This window comes from Priestia sp. YIM B13486, assembly GCF_042787865.1.
GTDB classification, from domain to species: Bacteria; Bacillota; Bacilli; order Bacillales; family Bacillaceae_H; genus Priestia; species Priestia megaterium.
This window is the reverse complement of sequence record NZ_JBHZOZ010000021.1, coordinates 1-24,565: the sequence shown is the minus strand read 5'-3', so window position 1 is coordinate 24,565 and position 24,565 is coordinate 1. Positions and strand designations below refer to the sequence as shown.

Sequence of the window (24,565 nt, the reverse complement as noted above, 5' to 3'; positions counted from 1 at the left end):
CAGCCACAGCAAGCATCGCAGCCACAGCAAGCACCGCAGCCACAGCAAGCACCGCAGCCACAGCAAGCATCGCAGCCACAGCAAGCACCGCAGCCACAGCAAGCACCGCAGCCACAGCAAGCATCGCAGCCACAGCAAGCATCGCAGCCAGAAGCTGATAAAAAATGGTGGAAATTCTGGAACTAAAATAATATTATGGAATAAATTTTTTAAATATGTTTGAGATAATAACGATTCTATAACATGCCCAGTGGCAATGTTAATAGTCTTATTAAGAATACCTATATACTTTTATCTTTCTTTAAAAATATCTTTGTACATTATGTTAAATGCCTATAACACTAAAAGAATTCAACATATATTGGTTATAAGTGAAATAGAGGAATTTCGTTTCTGATTAAACTAATAAAAGTGGATAATACTAAATTGTGTTAAATCATCCACTATTAACTTAACATTTAGCTGATTTTATTTTTAAATGAAACAATTTAATACTAGTTTCAGAACTTTATTTAGGAACAAATAATCAGCATGTTAAAGAAAGGAAGGACATTCATGGATATAGCCATAATAGGTACAGGGTATGTGGGTCTGGTAACAGGAGTGTGTTTATCAGAAATAGGCCATAATGTGACATGTATTGAGATAGACGAGAAAAAAGTAAAAAGCTTGAGATTAGGAAATTCACCAATTTATGAGCCAGGATTGGATGAATTGATGGTAAAGAATATTCAAAAAGAAAGGTTAAACTTTACTACAAGTCATAAAGCAGGTTTGGCTAACAAGCAAATTATATATATAGCTGTCGGTACTCCCCAAGAAGTTGATGGTTCAGCCAATTTAAAATTTATTGAACAAGCCGCTAAGGATATTGCTCAAAATATAACAAACGATGTAATCGTTGTTACGAAGAGTACAGTTCCAGTTGGAACTAACATGCATATAAAAGATATAGTCTTGAATAATCTAACAACTGAATTTAAAATACAGGTTGTTTCCAACCCTGAATTCTTACGTGAAGGATCAGCAATAAATGACACTTTTCATGGAGATCGAATTATTATTGGGCATGACAATGAACAAGCTGCAAATATTCTTGAAGAAGTCTATAAGCCATTAAATATTCCTGTATTCAAAACAGATATTTACAGTGCTGAGATGATAAAATATGCATCTAATACTTTTTTAGCAACAAAAATCAGTTTTATAAACGAAATAGCTAACATATGTGATAAAGTTGGAGCGAATATTGAAGATGTTACAAAAGGAATGAAACTTGATAAACGCATCGGTTCACACTTTTTAAACGCTGGTATTGGATATGGAGGTTCCTGCTTTCCAAAAGATAATAGTGCATTGGTTAAGATTGCTGAAAATGCTCAGTATAACCTAGAAATTATTAAATCTACTATTAAAGTGAATGAAAGGCAGCCGTTGGTGCTGGTAGAAAAAGCAAAAATACGCTTTGGCAGTTTAATTGGCAAGAAGATAGCTTTATTAGGATTAACTTTTAAGCCATATACTGATGATATGAGAGAAGCCCCTTCTATTTATATTGCACAGCAATTATTGAGGGAAGGTGCCCAGGTAATTGGGTACGATCCAGTAGGTATTGAAAGAGCAAAAGAGATTTTACCAAAAGAAATAAATTATGTAGATTCTTTGGAACAAGCGCTTCTAGAGGCGGATGTTGTCTTTATCTTAACAGAGTGGAAAGAGATCACTGAACTTTTTTTAGAGAAGGCAGTTCAGTTAATGAAAAATCCGATTGTCTTTGATGGACGCAATTGTTTTTCACTAAAGGATGCAAATTGTTTTCGTGTCGAATATCACTCAATAGGAAGACCAACTGTATTAAGAGAACCCTAATTTGCAATAAGGATAAGACTGATTACTACTCTTCATATAAATAATTGTATAAACTTCCCCCTAATTTCTTCACTTATCTCCCATCGTATATAAAACTTCTGAATTCTAGAATACTCACTTATTTATTCTTAGAAAGAATTTAATTAAAAACAAAGAGGCTACTAACATTCCTTAATAGCCTCTTATATTATTTAATCCCCCCAAAAAAATTTCTATTTACTTTAAAAAAAGGGAAAAAGTTTTTTGTGAGAAATTCTTAGGCTTGTATAGGCACACTTTTGTTAGTACATGAATACATATATTCCATGATTGTCACCTAACAAAGAGTTTTTAAGCTGTTGAATAAAATTCCATTAAATGATGTTAATTATAGTCTAGAAATAAAAATAGGTTTATACATTTTGTATCTTATCTATGTAGTTAGTTAATTAATAAATGTTTATAAGCGAGAAATACGTTAAGTTAACGGAACTTAGTAATGAGCAAGTGTGTCCATCAAGTGTGTCCATTTTGAAGGAGGTTTACCATGAACTTAATTGAAGAGGAAAATAATTATTATATTATGAAAGAAATTAAAGTTAAAAAAGCAAAGGTTGTTCAAAGAATAAGCACTGATACTTTGTACGAAAGAATTGTTACACCATACGAAGATGTAGATGTATCCGATGAAGACGTTGACACGCTAGATGAAAGTACGGATGCATTATGGGAAGATAATGAACCTTTATATAAGAGCTGTGTTTGTGAATTATTAGATCAAATTGCTAATAGCGATGATACGGATTTATTGTCAGAGTATGAAAATAAGTTACTGTTACTAAATAAGTCTACTTCACAACCTGTGTCAGTTGATGGGATGGAGCCAACTATTTTTACTTTAGAAAGTTTTGACCCTGATACAGGATTAGGAGTTTTCAGCTTTGACAGAGAAATGATGGATTCTGATCTAGAATCGATTCCTGTGAAAGGGACGTTTATTGAATGCTGCGACAACATTGCTGGTATTTTTTACGTAGAAGATAATAAGGAAGCTTGGTAAATTATTCTGCTGATATTTCTATACCTGTTTTGAAAGGTGATACCGGGTGTATTACCAAAAAATTAGGCTGTCAATTAACAGTCTGATTTTTTGGTAATAAATTTAAATGTTTAGAATTTAAAACATTTTCACATTATAAGTATCTTTTTGGAGATATTTTAGGCCTCAATAAACTAAACAAGAACTCTACATATTTAGTAAGTAATAGGCTCATTTTATATGGTTATTCAGACTAATATCGAGTATATAAGTTCTTTGATTAGTGTATTTAAGGAAACTGTAAGGATCTCTTGACATCGCGGTAGACATTTTTAGAAATTTATTGAATTCTTTATATTTTAAACCACAAGTTATCTTCGCTATGTTAGAAGATTTTTTATCTAGAAAACTTTATAAAACAAAATTAATAAAAACTCATTTTATTTAAAATTGGTGAAGTAGAAAAAACCTAATTGGAAATTAGGTTTTTTTTTTGAGAGAAAATAAGTAGTAATAACATTATTCTATTTCCTTTCTGGGCGATTTGTAACTTAAAAGGAACATAAAAAAATTTAGGAGGAATTTTAAGACAAGCATACAAGCATTTTTAAGATCACTGAATATAATAACAAGGAATCCAAAGAAAGGAAGTGATAGAGTGAGGGATTATTACATTGCAAAATGTATAAAAAGCTCCAACTGTAAAGAATGTGGATGCAAGCATAAAGACCACGAGAAAGAATGTGGATGCAAGCATAAAGACCACGAGAAAGAATGTGGATGCAAGCATAAAGGCCACAAGAAAAAATGTGGATGCAAGAACAAAGATCACAAGAAAAAATGTGGGTGTAAGAACAAAGACCACAAGAAAAAATGTGGGTGTAAGAACAAAGACCACAAGAAAAAATGTGGGTGTAAGAACAAAGATCACAAGAAAAAATGTGGATGTAAGAACAAAGATCACAAGAAAAAATGTGGATGCACAATAGAGATTACTCAAAAAGTCAAAATAAAATAACTTTTTCAGAACAAGAAATCTGTAAGAATAAAATTATTTAGTTTTGGTTGGTTGTATGACGAAATGCAGAATTTTTATCCTAGGGACATCAGTAGATTAACAACAGGGTATGTTTATAATTTCTACTGATCTGATTTATGTTCCCGGCTTGATGAACATCCATGTTCAATTTTTCCTGTGTAATCCAGTAATTCTACTGATAACGAAGATGTTAATGTTGGACAAGACTGAATTATTGTGTGAGATATTGGCTCAATACAAATCTTCTCGCTTCATTACAATTAAATGCTAAAAAAATAAGCGAATCCTTTACTTACCACTAATATTTTATAATACGTTATATTCTATCAATTAATGTAATGGAATCTTCTGCTTTTTGAAAGATGACAGTTTCTTTCTAATATTTCTTGCTGGTGTTGAGCCAACTACTAGCTTCTACTATGATTTAGTACCTATATTAAACCAAAATAGTAATGAGAATGATGTAAATATAAGGAATACAAGTAAAATATAAAATATAGTCAAGGGCCATTTCTTGGTGATTGGATTTATCCTTTGAAGAGTGTCTATTTTTAAAGTAGGTGTTAGTTAGATTCGCCTAATAACTTTTATGGGGGATTAAATCAAAGGCAATTAATAAAATTACTTCTTACTCGTTGTAATAATAAAAGGGAATTAAGAAAGAAGCCTATCCTCAAGTTACGACTGCTATCCCTCGACTAACTATACTGATCTTGTACATCTCAATAAAAACATATTTAGTAAGGGATAACAACTAGACATCTCTTCTTTATTAAATTCAAGTTATATAGACAATGATATTACAACCTGTTGTGTAATTTTAAACTACGAAAAGGCTATTTATTGAATATAGTTAATAAGTGTTATTTTTTATTATAAAAGTAATATGTTTCATAATATTGAGAATTTGAACATGTCATACTAATCTTTCTCTTTTGGTAAGGCTCTTTCATATTTATTTCATTTTTGTAAATTAATCTATAGTATTTTTCTCTTACTTGTGAACAAAGTCTCTAATAATTACATAAAAAATAAAGAGTACTATCCATCTTTTCTATCTAATTACATAAAAGAAGGTTTTATAATAGATACCATTTGATAATAAGAAAGAGCAGATTGAGAAGGTTTCTTTTTACTTGAATTTCTGGTTTCCATGCCAGTTATACTCCTCCTTTAAAGTAATGGTATTAGTATGTCTAAATTTAGGGAATCGTTTAAGTTTTTTGCACCAGACTTCAAGCAGTGCATATGATTAAAGGAAGCAGTTTTACCAAAGGGTAAACTCTGCCTAGATTTCCAGCGAACTTATGAATAAACCTCTCAACTTAAATTATAACCATTAAATTAACAGGAATCTAAGTTTCTATTATTTATTATGGTCTCTTAATATCAGAATCTAATTACTAGTAAGTGAGAACGAATTTTTAGATTTATCTAATATTGATCTACGGAAAAGGAGGGGAAATAGGTGGCGAAACAAAAGAACAACCAAAAGAATAATCAAAAAGTGAAGTCTCCTATTAGAAAGCAATTAGATGAAGTTGAAAAAATTTTAAAACAACATAACTCGGATACCCAGAAACAGTCGGATACAACACCAAACAATAAAGACATTGTTTTCGGAATTTCACTCAAAAGTAAAAAGGTATCTCGAAATTGGAACAAGGTACAGAAAAACCTATCGAATACCTTGAAATCAATATTTAGGAATACTGACCAACATTTCCGTGTCATAATTGCCGGGCACAATAAACCAAATATTAAGGAATTAAAGGATAAGCGAGTTAAGTGGTTACCAGTAAAATTCTCTTCACCTACAAGTCCAAAAGGATTCTCACGAGATAAAATGCGTAAACGAAAAATAATAGGTGAGTACTTACACAAAATAGGGTTCTCTGGGTATTTTATGGCCGTTGATGCGGATGACTGGATACATCACAGGTTTGTAGAGTATATAAGATCCCAGCCATTTTCTAATGCTTTCATATTAGAGAAAGGTTTAATAACAAATATTGGACGGAAAGAAATATGGGAAACAAGCGATTTCTATAAAAAATGTGGAACTAACGCGCTCTTTTATTTCTCTAAGAAAGATTTTCCTAATCCTAAGAAAAAGAAAGGCAATGCTTTTGGTATCTTAACGTTGAAGGCACACCCAAAATCCCCAGATCGTCTAAAAAAACTCAACAAAGACTATAAAATGATTACTCTGCCTTTTGTAATCTGGGTTCTTTCACATGGTGACAATAACAGTATGTTAAAGGGGAATAAAGATCCGGGAATTTCGGCTAAAGATTATGGTATAAAAGGTGAAAAATTAGAAGCTTGGTTCTATAAATATTTTCGAATTAATTGAAATAAAACTAATAGATTAGTTTTACTTAAACGTTATTTTATAAGTGATTTTAAGAAAGAATTGTTCTGACGCAGTAAGAGTAAGGAGGAATAAAAATGTTGAATCAAGTATCAGTATTAATCCCGTATAAACCAGACAGAGGTATAAGGGATAAATTATTTAGGTGGGTAATATCCTACTATAAAAATGTAATGCCGGAAGTTGAATTGTGTATTGGTAGAAGCAAAAGTGAACCTTTCAACCGATCACAAGCTATAAATAGAGCAGCTAAAAAAGCAACCAGACCTATATTCGTTATAGCTGATGCAGATGTTATATACAGTAGAGAAATTCTAATTAAAGCCATTCCACTGCTTAGTAAACACGCTTGGATTATTCCCTATGGTAAATGGTTAGACATCTCACAAGCAAGTACTGCAAAATTATTGGGTAGTTCTCCTAAATGGCCTTTTTCAACAAAAGTCAAATCTACAGAGCGTTTTGGAAATAAAACTGTTAAACCTGTAAGTGGAGTGGTAGTGGTTAGCCGTAAAAACTTTAACAGTATTAAAGGATTTGACGAAAGGTTTAGAGGATGGGGAAGAGAAGATAACGCGTTTAGAGACGCAATGAATACTTTGTGTGGACCTTATAAAAGAATTAACAATAATTCTATATATCATCTATGGCATCCTAAAGTAGGACCTAAAGGCAATCCAAATATCCAAAATAATAATAATTTATACAAGAAATACGAAAAAGCAAATGGAAATGCAAAACAAATGAAAAAATTGATTAACGAACGTAAAAAGTAGGAAAAGTTCTTGTAGTTTAATGTTTAAATGAGAAAAATCATATTAAATGGGGGATTAAGTAAAGATGGCAGAAGATAAGAAACATCCAATGGGGAAATTAAAGGAGCAATTACGTAATATCTTAAAAGTAATTCCTTCTGGTTCTAAAATATATTACCTTGATTATCCCTTGCATACAAACGTTGGTGATTTATTAATCTATAAAGGAACCGAGAAATTTTTTGAGAATAACAACATAAAAGTTAAGGCAAGATATTCAGTATTTAACTTTCCAAAGAACTTATCAATCCCTAAAGATTGTATTATTGTTTTTCATGGTGGAGGTAATTTCGGAGATCTATGGGTGAGTCATCAACACTTTAGAGAATCCGTTATCTCAAAATATCCTAACCACCGTATCGTAATATTACCTCAAACTTTGTATTTCAAAGATAACAAAAACTATATAAAAGCAAAAAAACTATTTAGTAAACATCCAGATCTTCATATCTATGCTCGAGATAAACGGAGTTTAAATCAGTTAAAAGGATTTAGTGAAAATCTATACCTTTCACCGGATATGGCTCATGAACTTTGGCCTCTAACCCCTCTAACCTCTTCACAGAAAAAACCCCTATATTTATTACGTAGAGATAAAGAAGTTAATAAGAAAAATAGATTTAAAATAGGGAACAATCAAGATATTTTTGATTGGAACGATTTAGTAACTAAAAAAGATTCTAAAAGAGTCCAAGAAATAAAAAAAGAATATCAGAATAAGAAAGTTAATAATGCTGTCGCATGGTCTAAATTTAGTGATTATTTAATAAATAAAGCAGTATCATTATTTAGTACTCATAATAACGTGATTACAACACGGTTACATGGTCACATTCTGGCTTGTTTATTAAATAAGGAAAATACACTGTACGATAATTCTTATGGTAAGAATTATCAATACTATCGTACATGGACTCACAAGGTAAACAAAACGAAATTTATTAAGTGATAAGAATCATTGTAATTAAGTACGGCTGATCAGCTGTAACCTGCTTGTTGATAATGGGTAAAAGACCATAATTAATTTAAAGTGAAATAAATTTGGATAATTCACTGAGAATGGACAGGTTTTTATCATTCGCACTAAATATAACGTAGAATTTTTTATTATGTATTTTTAAATGTAAAATTCTTTTATAGTGGAAGGCTGTTATTAAAGAATTTATATTTTCCAATCCTAACTAATGAAAATGCATAGTGATAAATATATTAAACACATATCATTACCCATTTCTATAGTCATTTAGTCGAATCTTAGATAATCAATGAGTTTGTCTAAAAAGGAGAGAGTTTTCCAATGAAAAAACAAAATAAAATAGTTTTAGATTCTCCTAAAGTCAAAGATGGAAATAAACTCTATTGTCAATTTAATTGTTCAGGAAAAGTAAGTAAGTATTTTAAAGAAGATACCTTTTACATGAAAGTAAATGCCAACATTGAATCTGTACCGAAAAGTATTCTTGCCATTCCTGCTTTATCAAATATCTGTCCTGTTGCCTGGCTTACAGGAGCCGATATTTATGTCGAAGAAATTGATGGAGAATTTTTAAAAGCACTAAATGCGGTGAAAAAATCTTTTCAAGTGTTATACCCTAAACATTCTTTTAAGGGAGATATCAAGTATAAAAGAATTAAGAGAAACAAGCGATATGGAAAGAAAAAAAGTGGGCTTTTCTTTAGTGGAGGAGTAGATTCTGTAACAGCGTATATAAGAAAACAAAATCAAAAGCCATATTTATTGACTGTGAGAGGAGCAGATATACCACTATCAGAAAAAGAAGGGTGGGTAAAAGTAAGGGATAATAATAAACGATTTGCTAAAGAAAACGGGCTTTATCCTTTATTCATCCAATCAAACTTTCGGTCTTTTTTAAATGAAAGCAACCTTAATAAAGACTACTCTAAAAATGGTCTCAAAGGTTGGTGGGGAGGAATTCAGCATGGTTTAGGTACAGTTGGCTTATCCGCCCCTTTAGCTTTTATTAAAGGAATGAATAGAATTTATTTTGCATCTTCACCAGGTATAATATCGGTTGACAATTATTTAAACTTTACCCCAGAGCCGGAAGGTTCTCATCCATCAATTGAGAATAATCTTAGATGGGGGGCTACGAAGGTGGCCTTGGAAAGTATGGATCTAAGTAGGCTTGATAAGATAGGAGTTATCGCAAGGCATATTAAGAAAAAAAATCCTAATTTACAATTAAGGGTATGCTGGGAATCAAAAAAAGGAAGCAATTGTGGGAAGTGTGAAAAATGCACTCGAACAATGGCTAGTTTACTTTCGGAAGGAGTAAATCCAAGTAATCATGGTTTTAGAATGAATAAGAATTTATTAAGGTCAATGAAAAAAAATAAAAAGTTATTTACTAGATTAAATGAAAACAAAGAATCGCAGTGGACAATGATTCAAAAAAAATTAAGTAAAAACTTACCGGATAAGGGTTCTGAATACTATAATTTTTGTCAGTGGATTTTGAAAACCAACTTCCAGAACAAATCATAATAAGTTTATAACTTTTCTTCATTTCTTTCATTAGTTGTACTTAAGGTGATAGAAGTAAATCTTAATAAATCCAACTAAATGGTATGAAATAAAATTTTTAAGATGCACAATTCAAATAAAACAAGAATAAGAAAATTATTTTTTCATTAAGGTAATGGTATTCATAATGTATAAGGAGAGATCTTGTTAAATGAGCATTCAAAATAAAGTAGTTCTAGAATCTCCTCAAGTCAAAAATGGAAATAAACTTTATTGTCGTTTTAGTTGTTCAGGAAAAGTTGGCAGGTATTTTAAAGAAACAACTTTTTATATGGAATCAAATGAAAATATAGATTCAGTACCTAAAAGTATTCTACTCATTCCTGCTTTATCAAACATATGCCCCGTTGCTTGGATTGCAGGAGCTGATATTTATGTTGAAGAAATTGATCAACAGTTTTTGGAAGCGTTGAATGTATTAAAAAATTCTTTCCAAAAGTTATATCCCAAACATTCTTTTAAGGGAGATATAAAATATAAGAAAATCAAGAAAAATAAGGGGTATGGAAAGAAAAAAAGTGGGCTCTTTTTTAGTGGAGGAGTAGATTCCATAGCATCGTATATAAGAAAAAGTCAAGAGAATCCTTATCTACTGACGGTTAAAGGAGCAGATATACCCTTATCAGAAAAGGAAGGGTGGAATAAGGTAAAGAAGCATACTAAAGAATTTGCCAAAGAGCATAGACTTACACCTTTCTTTATTCAAACAAACCTCAGGTCTTTTCTAAATGAGAGCAACCTTAATAAGGACTATGCTAAGCAGGGTCTTAGAGGATGGTGGGGAGGAGTTCAACATGGTTTGGGTCTAGTGGGTTTATCTGCTCCGTTAACCTTTATTAAGGGGGTGGATAAGATTCATTTTGCTTCCACGCCTCTCTTGTCAAATAACAACAATTTGTATTCCACGTCATGGGGATCGCATCCATTAATTGAGAATAATATTAAATGGGGTGAAACAAAGGTTATTTTAGACGGTACGAAGCTAAATAGGTTTGATAAGATAAAAATTATCGCAGATTATATAAAGAAGAAAGGTTCCAAACTGCAGCTAAGGGTATGCTGGGAATCAAAAAAAGGACAAAATTGTGGGAAGTGTGAGAAGTGTGCTCGTACAATGGCGAATCTTCTTGCAGAAGGGGTAAATCCAAGCAATCATGGTTTTCGGATGAATGCAAAATTATTACAGTACATGAAGAAAAATAAAAAGTCATTTATGAAATTAAATAAAGTCCAGTGGAAAATACTTCAGAAAAAGTTAAGTGCTAAAATGCCAGATTCAAATTCTGAATACTATAATTTTTGTCAATGGATTGTAAAAGTTAATTTTCAGCGTAGAAGGAAAGACTTTTTTAGTTAATGTGGTTAGTATACCTTTGAAAACAACTGCTAATTATCACCTCTATCTATTGACCCTCCAATACACTGTTTCCTCCTTTTAAAAACATTCACTGTGTGCTTTAAAATAACCGCTTATCCTCTCTTCTTAATCAGAACTACTCCTATATAAGTATGGACATATCTATTTCAATAAAATCCCGCAGCTAATAAAAATTAATCCTCTCTATCTAAATGAATAATGTTCTGATTTCAATAAATCTATTGTTTCTCTACTGAACTTTTTATTTTCCTAAACGCTAGTCAAAAATAAATCTGTTTCTGAAAGGTTATTTAAATATATCTCTTGTGGTCTTCCTGTAAAGAAATATACGGGCGTCTTAATATTCATTTCAAAATTTTGTCTATAAATATTATACGAATCAAGTTTGTAGACATCTATGGAAATTTAGTTTCACCCTACAAGGCGGCAACTATAAGATAGCAACGAATGGGATTGAAACATACCTTATAATATTGAAAAAATATAATTAAAGGAGTAATGTACATGATTTCTGACGACCAACTCTTGAGCGTTGATCAAGTTTTAAAAAAGTTAAAACAAGCAATTGATAAAAAGAAACCATTCTCTTTAGTACGAGTGGGGGATGGAGAAAATATTATATTAGCTCAAAATTCTGTTATGACGATGAATGAAGTAATGAAAGAGAAATGGGCACGAAATGCAAACAAAGATCGAGACAATAAAGGAGTTACTCTTCCGAATATAAATTTACGAGATCAAATGGTAGACGCCATTAAAAAAGCCAGTATAGTTGGTATTCCTTTTTATAAAAATGATCCAATTCTTACAGAGGACAGATTAAAGCGTCCATTAACTGATCGAGTATTTAAACACTTTGGGATTACTCCTAAACTTTGTTGCCATACTTTTGTAAATCGAGTTTTTGCTCAAAGAAGTGATTTTTGGAAAGCGTTACAAGGTAAAAGAATTTTGATTATCACTAAGGATAAGTGGTCAGATAAAGTGACCCAGACTTTAAGAAAAAAACCTTATAATTTAAATGTCACTATGAGGACCACTTTTCACCATCATGATCAAATGGCAGACACGCTAAAGTTTATTGAAGAAAATAAAGATAATTATGATATCGCTCTTATCTCATGTGGTGTAAACGCTCTAATTCTTGCTCAGAAAGTTGCTGAGACAGGAAACATTGGAATTGATTTTGGGAAATCATTGATGTATATAGTACAAAAAAAGGCCGGGTTAAACCACTTTTCACGTGGAGCGAATAAAGGTTTAATTCCATAGAAATTTTTAAAATATAACAGTTTTATATAAAATTTTTGCTAACTAGGGAGGAGAAATTTAGTGAAGGTAAGAAAGGCAGTCATTCCAGCAGCAGGTCTAGGAACTAGGCTATTGCCATCGACAAAGGCAATGCCCAAAGAAATGTTACCTATTATTGATAAACCCACAATACAGTATATTATTGAAGAGGCAGTAGAATCTGGCATTAAAGATATTATTATTGTGACTGGAAAAGGCAAGAAAGCTATTGAAGATCATTTTGATACTTCAATGTTGTTAGAAGAAACTTTAAAGAATAAAGGGAAATTAACAATCTTAAATGAAATGCAAAATATTTCTCAATTAGCGAATATTCACTATATCCGTCAAGGAGTTCCAAAGGGGTTAGGACACGCGATTTGGTGTGCCAGAAACTTTATCGGTGATGAACCTTTTGCAGTTTTACTAGGAGATACTCTTATTAAAGAGAAAAAGCCCTGTTTAAAAGAAATGATTAGATTATTTGAAGAATGTAATTCTTCAATTATAGGTGTTAAACGTGTTAATGAGTCTGACGTAAGTAAATACGGAATTGTAGATGTTAAGCAGGGAAATGGACCACTTTTTAACATTCAGAACTTAGTAGAGAAACCTAAAATAGAAGATGCACCATCTGATTTAGCTATATTTGGAAGGTACATTTTGACTCCTAAAATATTTGATTTATTAGCAAAACAAGAACGTGGAGTTGGCGATGAAATTCAATTAACGGATGCTCTTCAAACTATGCTTAAGTATGAAAATGTATATGCACAAATTTTTGAAGGGAAAAGTTACGATATAGGTGAAAAATTAGGATATCTTAAAACCATTATTGAATTTGCAATCGAACGTGAAGATCTGCAAGAAGATTTAGTTCAATTTATGAAGAGCATCGTATCAAAAAAAACCTAAAATTAACTATTTGTTTATTCATCAAATTTCATAGGAAATCGCAGGTGAATAACACAAAGATGGTATTAGTGGGAGAAGATGAATAAAAAGAATTTAATTGTTATAGAGATGCCTAGAGATAGGACCAACTTGACAACTTCCCTTATTGATATTTTGTTGGATAGTGTTTGTTTAGGTAAATCATATTAGCCAGATAATATGATTTAGATATTTAATTTTTCTTATTTGGATGCCTTGAGGCATCTTTTTTAGCTTCTAGATAGTAATGGAATAAGCAGAATTTTTATCTACTGCAATTACGAGAAGTATAGAAATATATGAAAAGGCCAAGGTTTTCTTAAAGAAGGACTTGGCTGCTTGTTTAGTTCTTATTTTACTTAGATAAAAATCAATAATATTTCCTTCAAAGTCAACGGAACGATATAGATAAATCCATTTATTCATTACATATTTCAGAACCCTAGATATAAGACTTTTGTGTTAACCAAAGTCTTATATTGTCTACGTAACTAATGAAGACGACTACAAATTGTATACACCCTGTGAGGAGGATTTTATCTAATTTGTATTGAAACTATATACAAATTATAAATGGGGTGATCAAAATGGGAAGATTAGATAAATATGCACGTCAATTTAAAAGAAAGGAACCCACTAAAGTATTGCCGATTCGAATGCCTGAAAGCATCTACAATCAGTTTCGAGAACGTTGTGAAGACCTTGGTTTGTCCATGTCTGAGGCGGGTTATCTTCTAATTAAAGAGGAAATAGAGAGTGATGTATACACTTCGTATACAAATGAAGTCGCTGTAACTACAAATTCAGTACAAACTCCTATACAAAAAGAAGATGATCCAACTACAAAAGTGGTTGGCCGAAAAACTTCTCTCCCCTCCACTCGGTGGACTTCAGCGTCTTATGAGATAGAAAATGAATTGCCTTGCCCTCTATGTAACCAATGGTATAGTAAAGCTAATTTTTCTCGCCATGCAAAAAATCATAATTTTACTACTAGAGAAATTCTAGAATCTCATCAAGAGATTATTAACCAAATGATCGAACATCGAAAGGGTAAGTGAAGGTTATTTACTTAGTGGAAGTAAATAACCTTTATACTACTTGTTTTTAATTATGTAAAGTATAAAACTAACTTCTAAATTATTAAGTTTTAATTAATACACATAATGTAGACAAATATATTGTTTTTCTACATTGAAAGTAAATATTGAAACTTTTTTTAATGAAATATTTTAATATTTACTTATGGAATATAATGTGAATTAGGATTTTATTAACGAAAATAAATACCTATAAAAAGTTTGTTGAATAAAAGATTAATATAAAATTGTAGTTTGTAATAGATGTCTTGTAAATAAGATAACTCAAAATAACATAATGATTGATGTACTCCATCTTAAGAATCCTGTTTTTAAAAAATGATATTGTGAAAATATAAAAGGTTTCGTCTTTTTTAGAAGGAATCTTTTCATATAAGTGAATTCAATTTATTTCTTCTTCCATTCTTCTTTTGTTGAGTAGAAAGACCGTATTTTAAATAAAGCTTAACCGGTATGACAGAAAATCTGTCAATTGCGGTTCTTAGATAGGGAGATACTCGTGAGAGTCCTTTCCTGCCCGACTTAACTGAAAATGTATAGGGCATACATCTTAAAAGTAGAAAAAAATGTCCCATATCAACTATATTACCTAAACAGTAGTTTTTTATAAGAATTCAAATATTATCGGACAAGCATCCACACACTCTATTTATCAATGAATAGACTATATTAATAAGTTAAGAAGGAAGGTGATTGCAATAAAAAAATATTATCGTTACTATAACAAAAAATTAAATAATCAACATAAAAAGCAGAAAAGAGCAAACATCTTTATTCAAATTAACATTTATAACCATGCTGAAACTGGAGGACAAATTAGTGGTAATGGTGGACAAAATGCTAATCAGGGGGGGCAGATTGCTAAAAAAGGTGGACAGAATGCTAATCAAGGTGGTGTGATTATTAGAAAGTATGGAAAGAAAACTAAAGTAAGAAGCAATAATTTCAGAAAAAAAACTAAAGGGAAATAGGGCTGAACTCTATTTTCGAGACAGGGATCAAACCACCTTTTAAACATCTAGTTGTCGGTATTGTACCGGTGACTGGATGCTTAGTTTCAATTGTTATAGTTTTCGACCATTTGTTCTACGATGATGGTCGTAGTACATGTTAACTCATCGAGGTGAAACGTTTCAATGGAGGGATTATCTGCAGGTGTCTCTTTGCGGGATATGCTCATGATGATGCCTCTTTCTTTGATTTTTGTTGATACTCATATAAAGTGTAGACTGAACCTTGATCGCTATGCAACGTACATCCTTCAGGGAAAGAAGGAAGTTGGCTTAATGTATCTAAAACAAATTCTACGTTTTGACAATTCCCCATCGAATACGCAGTGATTTCGCAATTAAATAAGTCTTGAATACTTGAAAGATACAACTGTTTAGGTTTAAAAGGCAAGTAGGTAATATTGGTGGCCAGCTTTTGAAGTGGGTGATTTGCTCGGAAATTATGGTGTAACACGTTTCCTGCAATCTGATAAGGTTGTCCCGGGTGTTTCTGTTTCTCACGACATTGCCAACCGAATTTGTGCATGACACGCTGTACAACTTTATAGTTAATCGGCATGATTTGATTGAGTAATGCTGTAATTTTTCGATAGCCATATCGAAATTTATGTTTAAGGTACTGTTCACCAACTTTTCGTTCTATCCCTTTCTTTCTCTTTGTTTCTTCTCGGTGCTCATTTTTTTGCCAACGATAATAAGTGGATCGAGGAATACCCAGGCACTGACAGATTTGAGAGATAGGCAGTTTCCCTTTTAATTCCTCCATTAAGTTCCATACAACTTCTGGTGCCACCCCCTTTCCAATTCGTTGTACTTTTTTAAGACTTCAATCTATTGTTTTAAATATCGGTTTTCAGCTTGTAATTTTGATGAAGTATCTTGAGAATGAGCCCCTTTTCGATAGGTGTATTGCTGCCAAACAGGCTGTGCCAGGCGATAGACTTCACCATTTCTATACCATTTCATCCATGTTTTGAATTGTGTATGGTTGCAAATCTGTAAGGTTTCCATAACTTCTTTGACCGGTACTCCTGTCAATCTCCTGTCAATTACTTTTAATTTCACTTCTACTGGATAGCTAACTCTTCTTCCCATAGAAAAAAACCTCCAAGTTATTATTAGGTACTACATACCCATTTTTTAACTTAAAGGTGTTTTTTCTATGGGGTCAGTCCCAAGGTGCTCAATCTTTTTTATAAGAGATATCTTTGGATATAAAAATCAAAAAAACTGAGATGTTTTAGGAGATATCTGATCTAAAACTAACTTCTGTCAATTGTAGAACACATTATCACTCGCTCCAATTCACCAACATTCATTTGTGAATAGAAATTCCCCAGTGCACATGACGTCTAAAATTGCATCTTTTTTTACTTGATTACCAAAAATATCATATATATACTTATAAAACTGTAGGCAATCCAGTAATTTTTCAGTTTGAATATTGAAATAATCCGAAGTTTCACCCTGATTACTGGATATCAACATCACATGTTCCTTTAAAAATCCAGGATGGATAGATAAATATAAAGTTGGTTTTTGGGATTGTAAAAAATCATGTACAGTGGGGATTAAAAAATACTCTCCTCCTTCAATATCCATTTTGATGAAGTTTATATTTTCAATATGATTTTCATTTATTAAATCATGTATAGTAATAGCTTTAACCTTACAAGAATTCTCCGCAATTGTAGGAATGAGGCTTGAGGTAGAGTCACCAAATTCACTCCTCATATATAAATTAATAGTACCAGATTCCTCAGCCAATGCAGCATTGATACAAGTTACTTTTTTAGCAATTAAAGGATTTAATTGAATATTGGTAATCAGTTCATTAAACGCAACTGGGTCAGGTTCAACTCCATACACATGTTTGGCTTTATGTGCCCCATACAATACGGTTGGCCCAATCCAGGCTCCTAGATCAATGTATGAATTTTCTGGATTTAAGAATCTGTCAAAGATTTTAAATGTTTGTTCCTCCCATTTATTCTGATGTATTGCATTCCATATCCATTCAGTCGCTGGTTTCGAAATTACACTGTAATTAACATCATTTTTTAAGATAGTTTTTATATCTGAAGACATGAGTCATACATCACCCTTCTTATATTTGATCTTATCTCTATCAATCAAGTAATCCGTTACGAGCAAATACTGCCGCAAAGTGAATGGTATTGTATCGGTATTGCAACAGTCATAGTACTAATAAAACTTTGCGTTACTTTCAACAGATCCAGCTATATCTTTCGGCAATTGTTCAACCTTAGATTGAAGGCGATTGAGAGCTGAACGGCCTAAATCGCGTTTGCTTTCGATATAATATGCACATATGGAAATTTCATAATCTAAAAGATAGTCATAAACGTGATAATCTAGAAAAAGAACATCACCTTTTGGGAAAGGCACTTCTTTCCCTTGTATTGCATACATCAAACTTATGTTGTGTTTTGAGTTTATTCGATATATTCTTGCAAGGTGATACAAGGGTTCAGCTCTAGTTGGTCGATACTCCCAAGATTCCTGAAAATAAGTAGTAGCAAGGGCCAAGTATTGTTCTTCCTGTTGAGCTAAGTTATCAATGGTAGATTGATCAACCAAGGGTTTGTTTTCGTTTGCCTCCTTAACCAACTGTTTCAATTTGAAGGAAGATATACTAGCCAAACGTTCATAACAAATACCTATTTGTAGTAGAGAATAAAATACTTCTTCCTCCCACCCCCCAGCTTTCACTCTTTTCTTGTACCATTTAATCGATTCCTCGAATTCATGGAGACAAAAAAATGTTTGTGCTAAGTAAAATAAGTATCTAACCCTTAAATTTGACGGGGTTGTAGGATTGTCGATTCCTTCTAATAATAATCGTTTATCCCGTTCAAATTTATCACTCTTACTCCCCCCATCTTCTTGATCATTGATCACCAGGGTATCAAGTTTTCCTTTTGTCTCTATATCAGGACATTGTTCAGATCCTATCATCGAACGGTCAATATCCCAATACTCATGTGTGGCCCCAACACATCTCCAAGGTAAGGATGTCTTAATAAGTCGAGTATTCCAATATTTGATATGCTTATTATATTGCATAATAAGATATTGGCTCTTATTCAAACTACTCTTTTTAAACAGAGGGTTAACTGTTAATATCATATCTGCATCAAGCAACAGCAAATAATCTGCTTCTGGATAAGTCTCTTTTGCCAAATTTGCAGCTAATGTCCGATTATATCCGAAATTTTCAAACGATTTATGATGTACAGTAAAAGCCACACTGTTTTTTTTACACCAGTTTTCAATAACTTCAGGTGTTTGATCAATGGAACCCGTATCACAAATGGATACAAAATCAATCATAGATTTAGCTGAATTTAAACATCTTTCTATTATTCTTGATTCATTTTTTACAATCATACAAAGACATATCTTTTTTTCTAATTCTGTGTGTGGTGTTGGTTTTGAACTGGTTTTTTTCACCATTTATCACCTCTTTTATTTACAAAAAGCAAATCTGGCAAATAATTTATTCAACTTTTAATTTGATAATCTTCAAATTGCTTTGTAGTCGTACATCGTTCGGATTTATTTCCAATGCGTTTTTTGCCCATTCATAGGACTTATAATACATTTCTAAATAATAGCAACTTATTGCTCCTAGGTCGTAAATGGTTTCATTCCAAGCAAACAGTTCATTCAAATAGGAAAGCGTCCGATCTTGTATTTTCAATGTTTCTTCGGCCATGTGATATACCGTTGGCCAGTCCTGCTCCTCGTAAGCAAACTGTGCCATTTCTATATAGGGTTCTCTGAGATGTGGAGCCTCAGCAATTGCTTTATATAGCCAATTTTTAGCCTCTCTACGATCACCTTTCTCTTTATATGCCTTAGCTATAAACCTCATGGAAGCACATCGTTCATCTTTCCATGTGGCTGATGGCATACTTAGGTGCTTCTTAAGAGTTTCTATACATTTATCCCACATGTTGTAATACATATATTCTCGCCCAAGATAATGCATATTTCGGTCATGATCAGGGTCTTATTTTACAGTAAATTCTAATAAAGGTAAATATTGACTCCTGGATTTAGTTTGATCAGGATAATGATTAATCCTGATTGATTCTTCCTTGGCATAAACTTCAAGATTGGGCCCATAAAATTTTAAGTGTTCATGCACTGCACTTACCCATCTATATCCCCGCCTGCTATGAATCTTATCAGCTAAAAAGGTTATACCTCTGGACCCATCGGAGTTAAAACTCCACGTGAAAACATACTGTAATCTGTTTGTTTTTCGCGTCCAGATTTTTTCTATTTTTTCTCTCCATCCGGGTTCAAAGACTTCATCCATGTCTAGCATGATGCAAACATCAACATCATCTGGAACAAAATTCAAGGCCATATTTCTTGCGACATCAAATCTCCATGGGTTAATCTCTACTCTATATACAATCGCTCCTCTAGATTCCAATTTTTCCACACTATCGTCAGTAGAACCTGTATCAGCAACAACAACCATGTCTGCCTCTTCAATGGAATCCATCCAGCGATCTATAAATTTAGCTTCATTTTTGCAAATAGCATAAACAGCAATCTTCAATTTTTCCATAGAGCCTTTCCCTTCTTTTAAGTAATAAATTCCATTTTTTTATTAGATTGTCTTTACATTTACAAAAAACAAAAAAATTAAACCTCCACTTATTGAAAAATGAGAATATATCTCTTTTTGAACAAGTGGAGGATATCAGATAACTACTTAATTTATTATGGTCCTGTAGGTCCGATTGGTCCGGTGGCTCCCGTTGGTCCACTTATTGATGTACCATCGAACATTCTAACTGTTGCCATCCCGCTAAAGGCAACAAGCCCTCTAAGAGTAAGCCGTGCACTGGCAGCTTTAATAAACATTGTGTATCGAATCTGACCGGTCACCACCACTGCTGAAGGAAAGTCCACAGCATGGAAACTAATCATTGTATCTAAACTATCGGCAGAAAGCTCAGAAGTTAAAGAATATATCACAGTACCTAATCCCGGAACGGGCGGTGAACCCGTGCTGTTTCTTTCAATTGTGATTGTTAGAGTATTGGGTACGGAAACACTTCTCCCTACTGTCCTCCATAAAGCTAAGCGCACACTGTTCTGTTCTGGTGTTCCAACGACGGCATTTGCTTGGGGACCAATACATCCAAAAAAAGCAGGTGTGGTTGGAACCGGAATTGCCCCTTAACTAGTGCCCATATGTTGAGATAAACGTAAATCAAGAAAGATATTAGGCAGTTTCTTACACCTCCTTTTACTTTTATATATTTACTTTTACTTTTTTGTTATATGCAAAAAATACTCACAATAGTTCTTAAAAGAGGAGCTAAGTAGCCTTTTATAGGAAAGGGCAACCTGCTATTCAACAATTACAGATTACGTTTTCGAGAAGGTGATACACCACTACGTTATGATTTTTCAAAAAAACACATTTTAAATTAAGTTGACGAAACATTAATCAGCCTTGGTTTTAGACTATTCAAAGGCTTTTACAAGATGCTATCGATATAAAATCAGAAAATGGCTTAATAGTCTGAGGTGAATAATATAGCAATTATAATCAATATTGATGTATGTTGGCCAAAAGGAAAAAGAGTTTAACAGAACTTTCGGAGAGGGTCGGAATAGGGCTAACCTTTCTATATTGAAAAATGGAAAGGCAAAAGCAATTAGGCTTTCAACTTTAGAGGAAATTTGAAAAGCATTAGAATGCCAACCTGGAGACATTACAAAAGTGACGAAGACACTCAAGAATAATAGACAACAGATTCCTTCAACTAACAGGTGCGTTAGCGCCATAAGAAAGCCGCCAATTGGCAGCCTTTTGAACATGCGATTCTTTACATAATCATACATTCAAATCAGAGAAAAAAATACCATTCTTCAACAACAATTGGGGTAAGATAGTTGAACAAAATAACAAAAGGAAGGAGAAAGAAAAATGTGGATAAGACACGCAGATGACAAGCCCATGTATATCGAATAACATACCAAAGGCACATCCATGTGCACTATAGGAGACTGATCTTACCTGGACTTGTCAACATTTACTGGACACTAAACTAGGTTATTATGATGAATGAATAGGCTTTTTCGTATTCAATAGGGGAAAGATAATGCAGAGAAGAATGCATTCTTTTGGTATTGTAGTAGAGCTCTATATATTTAAATACTTCTTTTCGAGCTTGTTCTGGTGTCTTGAATTGGGCACCATGAATGAGCTCTCTTTTTATGGTTTTATAAAAAGATTCCATTAATGCATTATCATGAGGATTTCCTTTTCTACTAACACTTGAAACAGCACCATATTTTTTCAGTATGGCTTGAAAATTACTACCTGTATATTGAGACCCCTGGTCTGTATGGATAATTAATCCTGTTGGAGGATGTTCTTTCTTATACCCTTGTAAAAAAGCGTCTATAACAAGAGAATCTTTCATCATGGACCAACCACTCACTTTTCTCGAGTACATATCCACAAATACCGCAAGGTATAAAGTGCTCTTTTGAGTAGGGATATAGGTAAAATATCACCGACCTATATTTTATTTCGCCCGTCTGTATGAAAAACTTGATTTAAGAGGTTGGGTCTTTCTATAGAAGGCGATTTTTTATTATAACGCTTATAGTGATACCGACTTTCTTTCGCATACAGCTTCATTTGACGCATCAGTTTTCCTACTCTTTTTCGATTTACCTTGATGCCTTTCTTCTCAAGGACCTTTGTAATTTGTAAAGATCCATACCGTCCCTTATGTTCCTTAAATATCTCCTGTATTTCCGCACGTAACACGTCATTCTCTAAAGCTCTTTTAGAAGGTTTTCTCTGTAAATATTCATAGTAACCTGATCGTGAGATGTTTAACGTTTTACAGGCCTTCTTGATGTTATATTTGTGTTTATTTTCTTTTAAGTATTGAAATCTTACACATTCTTTTTCTTCAAGAAGACCCGGAACTTTTTTAGTAAATCAAGCTCTTTTCTAAGTTCTTCATTCTCACGCTTAAGCTTTTTCATTTCATACTGAGAATTATAAAGTGCGCTTCCACAGCCTGGAAACGTACTTTCCACATATTCTTCATATTCACTTATCCAACGATATAGAGTATTCGGATTGGAGTTAGTATATTTTTATGGACAAAATTTAATTAAGTCCTTACAATCATTTTTGAGAGGATGTGTCCGAATTGGAACGTAAACCTGCAGGCAAACAATATAATAATGATTTTAAAAAAACGATTGTAAATTTGTATCATTCTTGAAGGTCGGTTAAAGAATTAAGCAACGAATATGGCGAATCAGAAATAACCATTTATAAATGGGTGAAAGAATTTACGCCCATCGATTCAGAGAAAGAGACCTTGACACCAAAAGAGCTAGCCGAAATTAAGAAAGAAAATCTTCGGTTAAAACAAGAAGTAGAAATCTTAAACAAGGCTATGGCCATATTTACCAAAAAGTAACCGAAGTCGAGCTAAATCATTTTATCGTGGAACACAAAGGTGGGTATCCCGTCCAGAAAATATGTGAAGTGCCCGCTGTTCCAAGAAGCAGGTACTATCAACCTTTTGAAAAAACAGTGTCAAAGCGTGAACAGGAAAAGCAAGAACTCACGAAGGAAATCGAATGGATTCATCTGGAAAGTAAAGCACGTTATGGGGCACCAAAAATTCATAAAACCTTATTAACCAACGGTCTTTTTCTAAGTCTAAAACGCGTTCAACCCTTAATGAAAAAAGCAGGTATCCGTTCGATTACCAAGAAAAAATACCGTCCCTATCCTTCAAAAGAAAAGGTTGTACAGCTGAACAGTCTTTTAAAATGGGACATCTCTATCCAGACTATTAATGAGAAAGGGGTGGCGGCTACTACGTATATCCCTACGGTAAGGGACGGCTGGTGCTACTTGGCGTCTGTATTGGATCTACATGCAAAAAATCGTTGGCTATTCTTTTTCCATTCTCTTACATCCGGACTGATCATTGAAGTACTTCAAAACGCCTGCACTTCTCAAAAGCCTCGAAAGGATTTAATTCTTCATACCGATTTTAGCTCACAATACACCAGTAGTGAGTTTACTCAGCATATCCAAAAACATGAAATCAAGCAGCCTTTCAGCCAGAAAGGCTGTCCGTATGATAATGCCTGTATAGAGTTGTTTCATGCCATACTAAAGAAAGAAGAAGTCTATCATACACAATACACCGAATATCCATCTGCAAAGATGGCAATGTTCCAGTTTATAGAAGGCTGGTACAATCGAAATAGAATTCATAGCAGCCTGGGCTATCAAACACCTTAAGCCATTGAAGATCACATTAGAAAAACAGCTTAAGACTTAACTTTTTTGTGTCCAAATTATTGACTTAAATCCAATGCTTATGTAACCTGTCTCCTGATAATATTTGTAGCAGAAAAATATTGTATATATTTTTATTAATTTGTGTAAAAGGAACAAAAGAAAAATTAATAAAAGGCAGCCATAATGGCTACCTCCCTATAAAAAGTTTTTATTAGTCTAAACGAATGATTGTTAGAGCCGCTCCTGTTGCTCCTCCATCATTCACCAAGGTAACATTACCCGTTAGATCAAATAACTGAAGTGTAATTGTGTTACCTGTGACTAAGGAAAAAATGACATCATTATTATAAATTAAAGTAGCGGAAGCTGGAGATACTATAGAACCAGGAATTGGAGTAGTACCATTTAGTAGAAGGCGTGATTTAGCAAATGATGCAGCTATTGTATTAATCTGATATGTGATGTGATAGCGTCCGGTAGCTGGAACAGTAAAGGTAATATTATCTACACTGGAAAAACTATCTAAGGTTGTGTGATCAGGAAGAGGAACATCGGTACCGGCTGTTACAACTGCAATTGTACTACCGCTTGTATTAGATGCAAACATAGAGTTAGCAGTTAAACTTGTGCCCGTTGCTCCTGCTGGACCCGTTGGACCCGTTGGACCCGCTGGACCTGTGTCTCCTGCTGGCCCCGTTGGACCCGCTGGACCTGTGTCTCCTGCTGGCCCCGTTGGACCTGCTGGACCTGTGTCTCCTGCTGGCCCCGTTGGACCCGCTGGACCTGTGTCTCCTGCTGGCCCCGTTGGACCTGCTGGACCTGTGTCTCCTGCTGGCCCCGTTGGACCCGCTGG

22 protein-coding genes and 6 pseudogenes are annotated in these 24,565 nt (G+C 33.3%); 17 read left to right on the top strand and 11 right to left on the bottom strand.

What is annotated here, in order from left to right:
- From ACFX4G_RS27135 to galU, 11 genes are all read left to right on the top strand, one after another.
- A partial coding sequence (locus ACFX4G_RS27135) for a hypothetical protein (RefSeq protein WP_377578102.1) occupies positions 1–186 on the top strand: 186 nt, incomplete at its 5' end.
- A gap of 369 nt (positions 187–555) precedes the next feature.
- Positions 556–1,869, top strand: coding sequence for a UDP-glucose dehydrogenase family protein (locus tag ACFX4G_RS27130; protein ID WP_377578099.1), 1,314 nt, complete (start codon positions 556–558; stop codon positions 1,867–1,869).
- Between the two features lie 526 nt (positions 1,870–2,395).
- Positions 2,396–2,908, top strand: a complete 513-nt coding sequence (locus tag ACFX4G_RS27125; protein ID WP_377578096.1) for a hypothetical protein — start codon at positions 2,396–2,398, stop codon at positions 2,906–2,908.
- 722 nt (positions 2,909–3,630) lie between these two features.
- The gene (locus tag ACFX4G_RS27120) at positions 3,631–3,876 is read left to right on the top strand and encodes a hypothetical protein (RefSeq protein ID WP_377578093.1); all 246 of its coding nucleotides are present in this window, start codon (positions 3,631–3,633) and stop codon (positions 3,874–3,876) included.
- A 1,518-nt stretch (positions 3,877–5,394) separates the two neighbouring features.
- Positions 5,395–6,282: a hypothetical protein gene (locus ACFX4G_RS27115; protein ID WP_377578090.1), complete on the top strand. Its 888-nt coding sequence runs from the start codon at positions 5,395–5,397 to the stop codon at positions 6,280–6,282.
- Between the two features lie 95 nt (positions 6,283–6,377).
- A complete protein-coding gene (locus ACFX4G_RS27110) occupies positions 6,378–7,076 on the top strand; it encodes a galactosyltransferase-related protein (RefSeq protein ID WP_230185203.1) in 699 nt (232 codons plus the stop codon).
- A gap of 64 nt (positions 7,077–7,140) precedes the next feature.
- Positions 7,141–8,064, top strand: a complete 924-nt coding sequence (locus tag ACFX4G_RS27105; RefSeq protein WP_377578087.1) for a polysaccharide pyruvyl transferase family protein — start codon at positions 7,141–7,143, stop codon at positions 8,062–8,064.
- Positions 8,065–8,412: 348 nt separating this feature from the next.
- Entirely contained in the window at positions 8,413–9,621 is a 1,209-nt protein-coding gene (locus tag ACFX4G_RS27100) for a hypothetical protein (RefSeq protein ID WP_377578084.1), read from the top strand.
- A gap of 190 nt (positions 9,622–9,811) precedes the next feature.
- Positions 9,812–11,017: a hypothetical protein gene (locus tag ACFX4G_RS27095; protein WP_377578081.1), complete on the top strand. Its 1,206-nt coding sequence runs from the start codon at positions 9,812–9,814 to the stop codon at positions 11,015–11,017.
- A 525-nt stretch (positions 11,018–11,542) separates the two neighbouring features.
- A complete protein-coding gene (locus tag ACFX4G_RS27090) occupies positions 11,543–12,310 on the top strand; it encodes a GT-D fold domain-containing glycosyltransferase (RefSeq protein ID WP_377578078.1) in 768 nt (255 codons plus the stop codon).
- A gap of 60 nt (positions 12,311–12,370) precedes the next feature.
- On the top strand, positions 12,371–13,243 hold the full coding sequence (gene galU / locus ACFX4G_RS27085; protein ID WP_377578075.1) for a UTP--glucose-1-phosphate uridylyltransferase GalU: 873 nt from the start codon (positions 12,371–12,373) through the stop codon (positions 13,241–13,243).
- Positions 13,244–13,435: 192 nt separating this feature from the next.
- Here the strand turns inward: galU and ACFX4G_RS27080 are convergent.
- A pseudogene (locus ACFX4G_RS27080) lies at positions 13,436–13,690 on the bottom strand (DDE-type integrase/transposase/recombinase); the annotation flags it as partial.
- A 158-nt stretch (positions 13,691–13,848) separates the two neighbouring features.
- On the opposite strand from ACFX4G_RS27080, the gene ACFX4G_RS27075 reads away from it, so the two are divergent.
- Entirely contained in the window at positions 13,849–14,322 is a 474-nt protein-coding gene (locus ACFX4G_RS27075; RefSeq protein ID WP_377578072.1) for a hypothetical protein, read from the top strand.
- Positions 14,323–15,050: 728 nt separating this feature from the next.
- Positions 15,051–15,332, top strand: coding sequence for a hypothetical protein (locus ACFX4G_RS27070; RefSeq protein ID WP_377578069.1), 282 nt, complete (start codon positions 15,051–15,053; stop codon positions 15,330–15,332).
- Between the two features lie 39 nt (positions 15,333–15,371).
- Here ACFX4G_RS27070 and ACFX4G_RS27065 read toward each other — a convergent pair.
- The 6 genes and pseudogenes from ACFX4G_RS27065 to ACFX4G_RS27040 all read right to left on the bottom strand — a co-directional run bounded on the left by ACFX4G_RS27065 (position 15,372) and on the right by ACFX4G_RS27040 (position 20,342).
- Positions 15,372–16,466, bottom strand: a pseudogene (locus ACFX4G_RS27065) (IS3 family transposase).
- A 210-nt stretch (positions 16,467–16,676) separates the two neighbouring features.
- The gene (locus tag ACFX4G_RS27060; protein ID WP_377578066.1) at positions 16,677–17,459 is read right to left on the bottom strand and encodes an FkbM family methyltransferase; all 783 of its coding nucleotides are present in this window, start codon (positions 17,457–17,459) and stop codon (positions 16,677–16,679) included.
- 117 nt (positions 17,460–17,576) lie between these two features.
- Positions 17,577–18,848 carry a glycosyltransferase gene (locus ACFX4G_RS27055; protein WP_377578062.1) on the bottom strand — a complete coding sequence of 424 codons (1,272 nt, stop codon included), beginning with the start codon at positions 18,846–18,848 and terminating at the stop codon, positions 17,577–17,579.
- Between the two features lie 43 nt (positions 18,849–18,891).
- Entirely contained in the window at positions 18,892–19,308 is a 417-nt protein-coding gene (locus ACFX4G_RS27050; protein ID WP_377578059.1) for a hypothetical protein, read from the bottom strand.
- A 99-nt stretch (positions 19,309–19,407) separates the two neighbouring features.
- Complete coding sequence (locus ACFX4G_RS27045; protein WP_377578056.1) at positions 19,408–19,977, bottom strand: glycosyltransferase; 570 nt, start codon at positions 19,975–19,977, stop codon at positions 19,408–19,410.
- A gap of 155 nt (positions 19,978–20,132) precedes the next feature.
- Positions 20,133–20,342, bottom strand: a complete 210-nt coding sequence (locus ACFX4G_RS27040) for a hypothetical protein (protein ID WP_377578053.1) — start codon at positions 20,340–20,342, stop codon at positions 20,133–20,135.
- 79 nt (positions 20,343–20,421) lie between these two features.
- On the opposite strand from ACFX4G_RS27040, the gene ACFX4G_RS27035 reads away from it, so the two are divergent.
- Positions 20,422–20,598 carry a hypothetical protein gene (locus ACFX4G_RS27035; RefSeq protein ID WP_377578050.1) on the top strand — a complete coding sequence of 59 codons (177 nt, stop codon included), beginning with the start codon at positions 20,422–20,424 and terminating at the stop codon, positions 20,596–20,598.
- A gap of 359 nt (positions 20,599–20,957) precedes the next feature.
- Positions 20,958–21,108 (top strand): annotated as a pseudogene (locus tag ACFX4G_RS27030) (helix-turn-helix domain-containing protein).
- A 364-nt stretch (positions 21,109–21,472) separates the two neighbouring features.
- Here the strand turns inward: ACFX4G_RS27030 and ACFX4G_RS27025 are convergent.
- The 3 pseudogenes from ACFX4G_RS27025 to ACFX4G_RS27020 all read right to left on the bottom strand — a co-directional run.
- Positions 21,473–22,050 (bottom strand): annotated as a pseudogene (locus tag ACFX4G_RS27025) (IS3 family transposase); the annotation flags it as partial.
- Positions 22,051–22,065: 15 nt separating this feature from the next.
- Positions 22,066–22,203: pseudogene (locus tag ACFX4G_RS28220) on the bottom strand (IS3 family transposase); the annotation flags it as partial.
- A gap of 131 nt (positions 22,204–22,334) precedes the next feature.
- A pseudogene (locus ACFX4G_RS27020) lies at positions 22,335–22,514 on the bottom strand (IS3-like element IS1076 family transposase); the annotation flags it as partial.
- Between the two features lie 218 nt (positions 22,515–22,732).
- Between ACFX4G_RS27020 and ACFX4G_RS27015 the strand changes: the two are divergent.
- Together ACFX4G_RS27015 and ACFX4G_RS27010 are read left to right on the top strand one after the other, a co-directional pair.
- A complete protein-coding gene (locus ACFX4G_RS27015; RefSeq protein WP_377578047.1) occupies positions 22,733–22,873 on the top strand; it encodes a hypothetical protein in 141 nt (46 codons plus the stop codon).
- Positions 22,858–23,712: an IS3 family transposase gene (locus ACFX4G_RS27010; RefSeq protein WP_377578156.1), complete on the top strand. Its 855-nt coding sequence runs from the start codon at positions 22,858–22,860 to the stop codon at positions 23,710–23,712. The genes ACFX4G_RS27015 and ACFX4G_RS27010 overlap by 16 nt, the downstream gene beginning before the upstream one ends.
- Before the next feature lie 211 nt (positions 23,713–23,923).
- On the opposite strand, the gene ACFX4G_RS27005 is transcribed toward ACFX4G_RS27010, so the two are convergent.
- Positions 23,924–24,565, bottom strand: a 642-nt coding sequence (locus ACFX4G_RS27005) for a BclA C-terminal domain-containing protein (protein WP_377578044.1), incomplete at its 5' end; no start/stop codon positions are given.

Excerpts from the sequence above, each read along its gene's own strand:
- ACFX4G_RS27130 (WP_377578099.1), top strand. The coding sequence starts at position 556 with ATGGATATAGCCATAATAGGTACAGGGTATGTGGGTCTGGTAACAGGA.
- ACFX4G_RS27125 (WP_377578096.1), top strand. The coding sequence starts at position 2,396 with ATGAACTTAATTGAAGAGGAAAATAATTATTATATTATGAAAGAAATT.
- ACFX4G_RS27110 (WP_230185203.1), top strand. The coding sequence starts at position 6,378 with ATGTTGAATCAAGTATCAGTATTAATCCCGTATAAACCAGACAGAGGT.
- ACFX4G_RS27105 (WP_377578087.1), top strand. The coding sequence starts at position 7,141 with ATGGCAGAAGATAAGAAACATCCAATGGGGAAATTAAAGGAGCAATTA.
- ACFX4G_RS27100 (WP_377578084.1), top strand. The coding sequence starts at position 8,413 with ATGAAAAAACAAAATAAAATAGTTTTAGATTCTCCTAAAGTCAAAGAT.
- ACFX4G_RS27095 (WP_377578081.1), top strand. The coding sequence starts at position 9,812 with ATGAGCATTCAAAATAAAGTAGTTCTAGAATCTCCTCAAGTCAAAAAT.
- ACFX4G_RS27090 (WP_377578078.1), top strand. The coding sequence starts at position 11,543 with ATGATTTCTGACGACCAACTCTTGAGCGTTGATCAAGTTTTAAAAAAG.
- ACFX4G_RS27075 (WP_377578072.1), top strand. The coding sequence starts at position 13,849 with ATGGGAAGATTAGATAAATATGCACGTCAATTTAAAAGAAAGGAACCC.
- ACFX4G_RS27060 (WP_377578066.1), bottom strand. The coding sequence starts at position 17,459 with ATGTCTTCAGATATAAAAACTATCTTAAAAAATGATGTTAATTACAGT.
- ACFX4G_RS27055 (WP_377578062.1), bottom strand. The coding sequence starts at position 18,848 with ATGGTGAAAAAAACCAGTTCAAAACCAACACCACACACAGAATTAGAA.
- ACFX4G_RS27050 (WP_377578059.1), bottom strand. The coding sequence starts at position 19,308 with ATGCCATCAGCCACATGGAAAGATGAACGATGTGCTTCCATGAGGTTT.
- ACFX4G_RS27045 (WP_377578056.1), bottom strand. The coding sequence starts at position 19,977 with ATGGAAAAATTGAAGATTGCTGTTTATGCTATTTGCAAAAATGAAGCT.
- ACFX4G_RS27040 (WP_377578053.1), bottom strand. The coding sequence starts at position 20,342 with ATGATTAGTTTCCATGCTGTGGACTTTCCTTCAGCAGTGGTGGTGACC.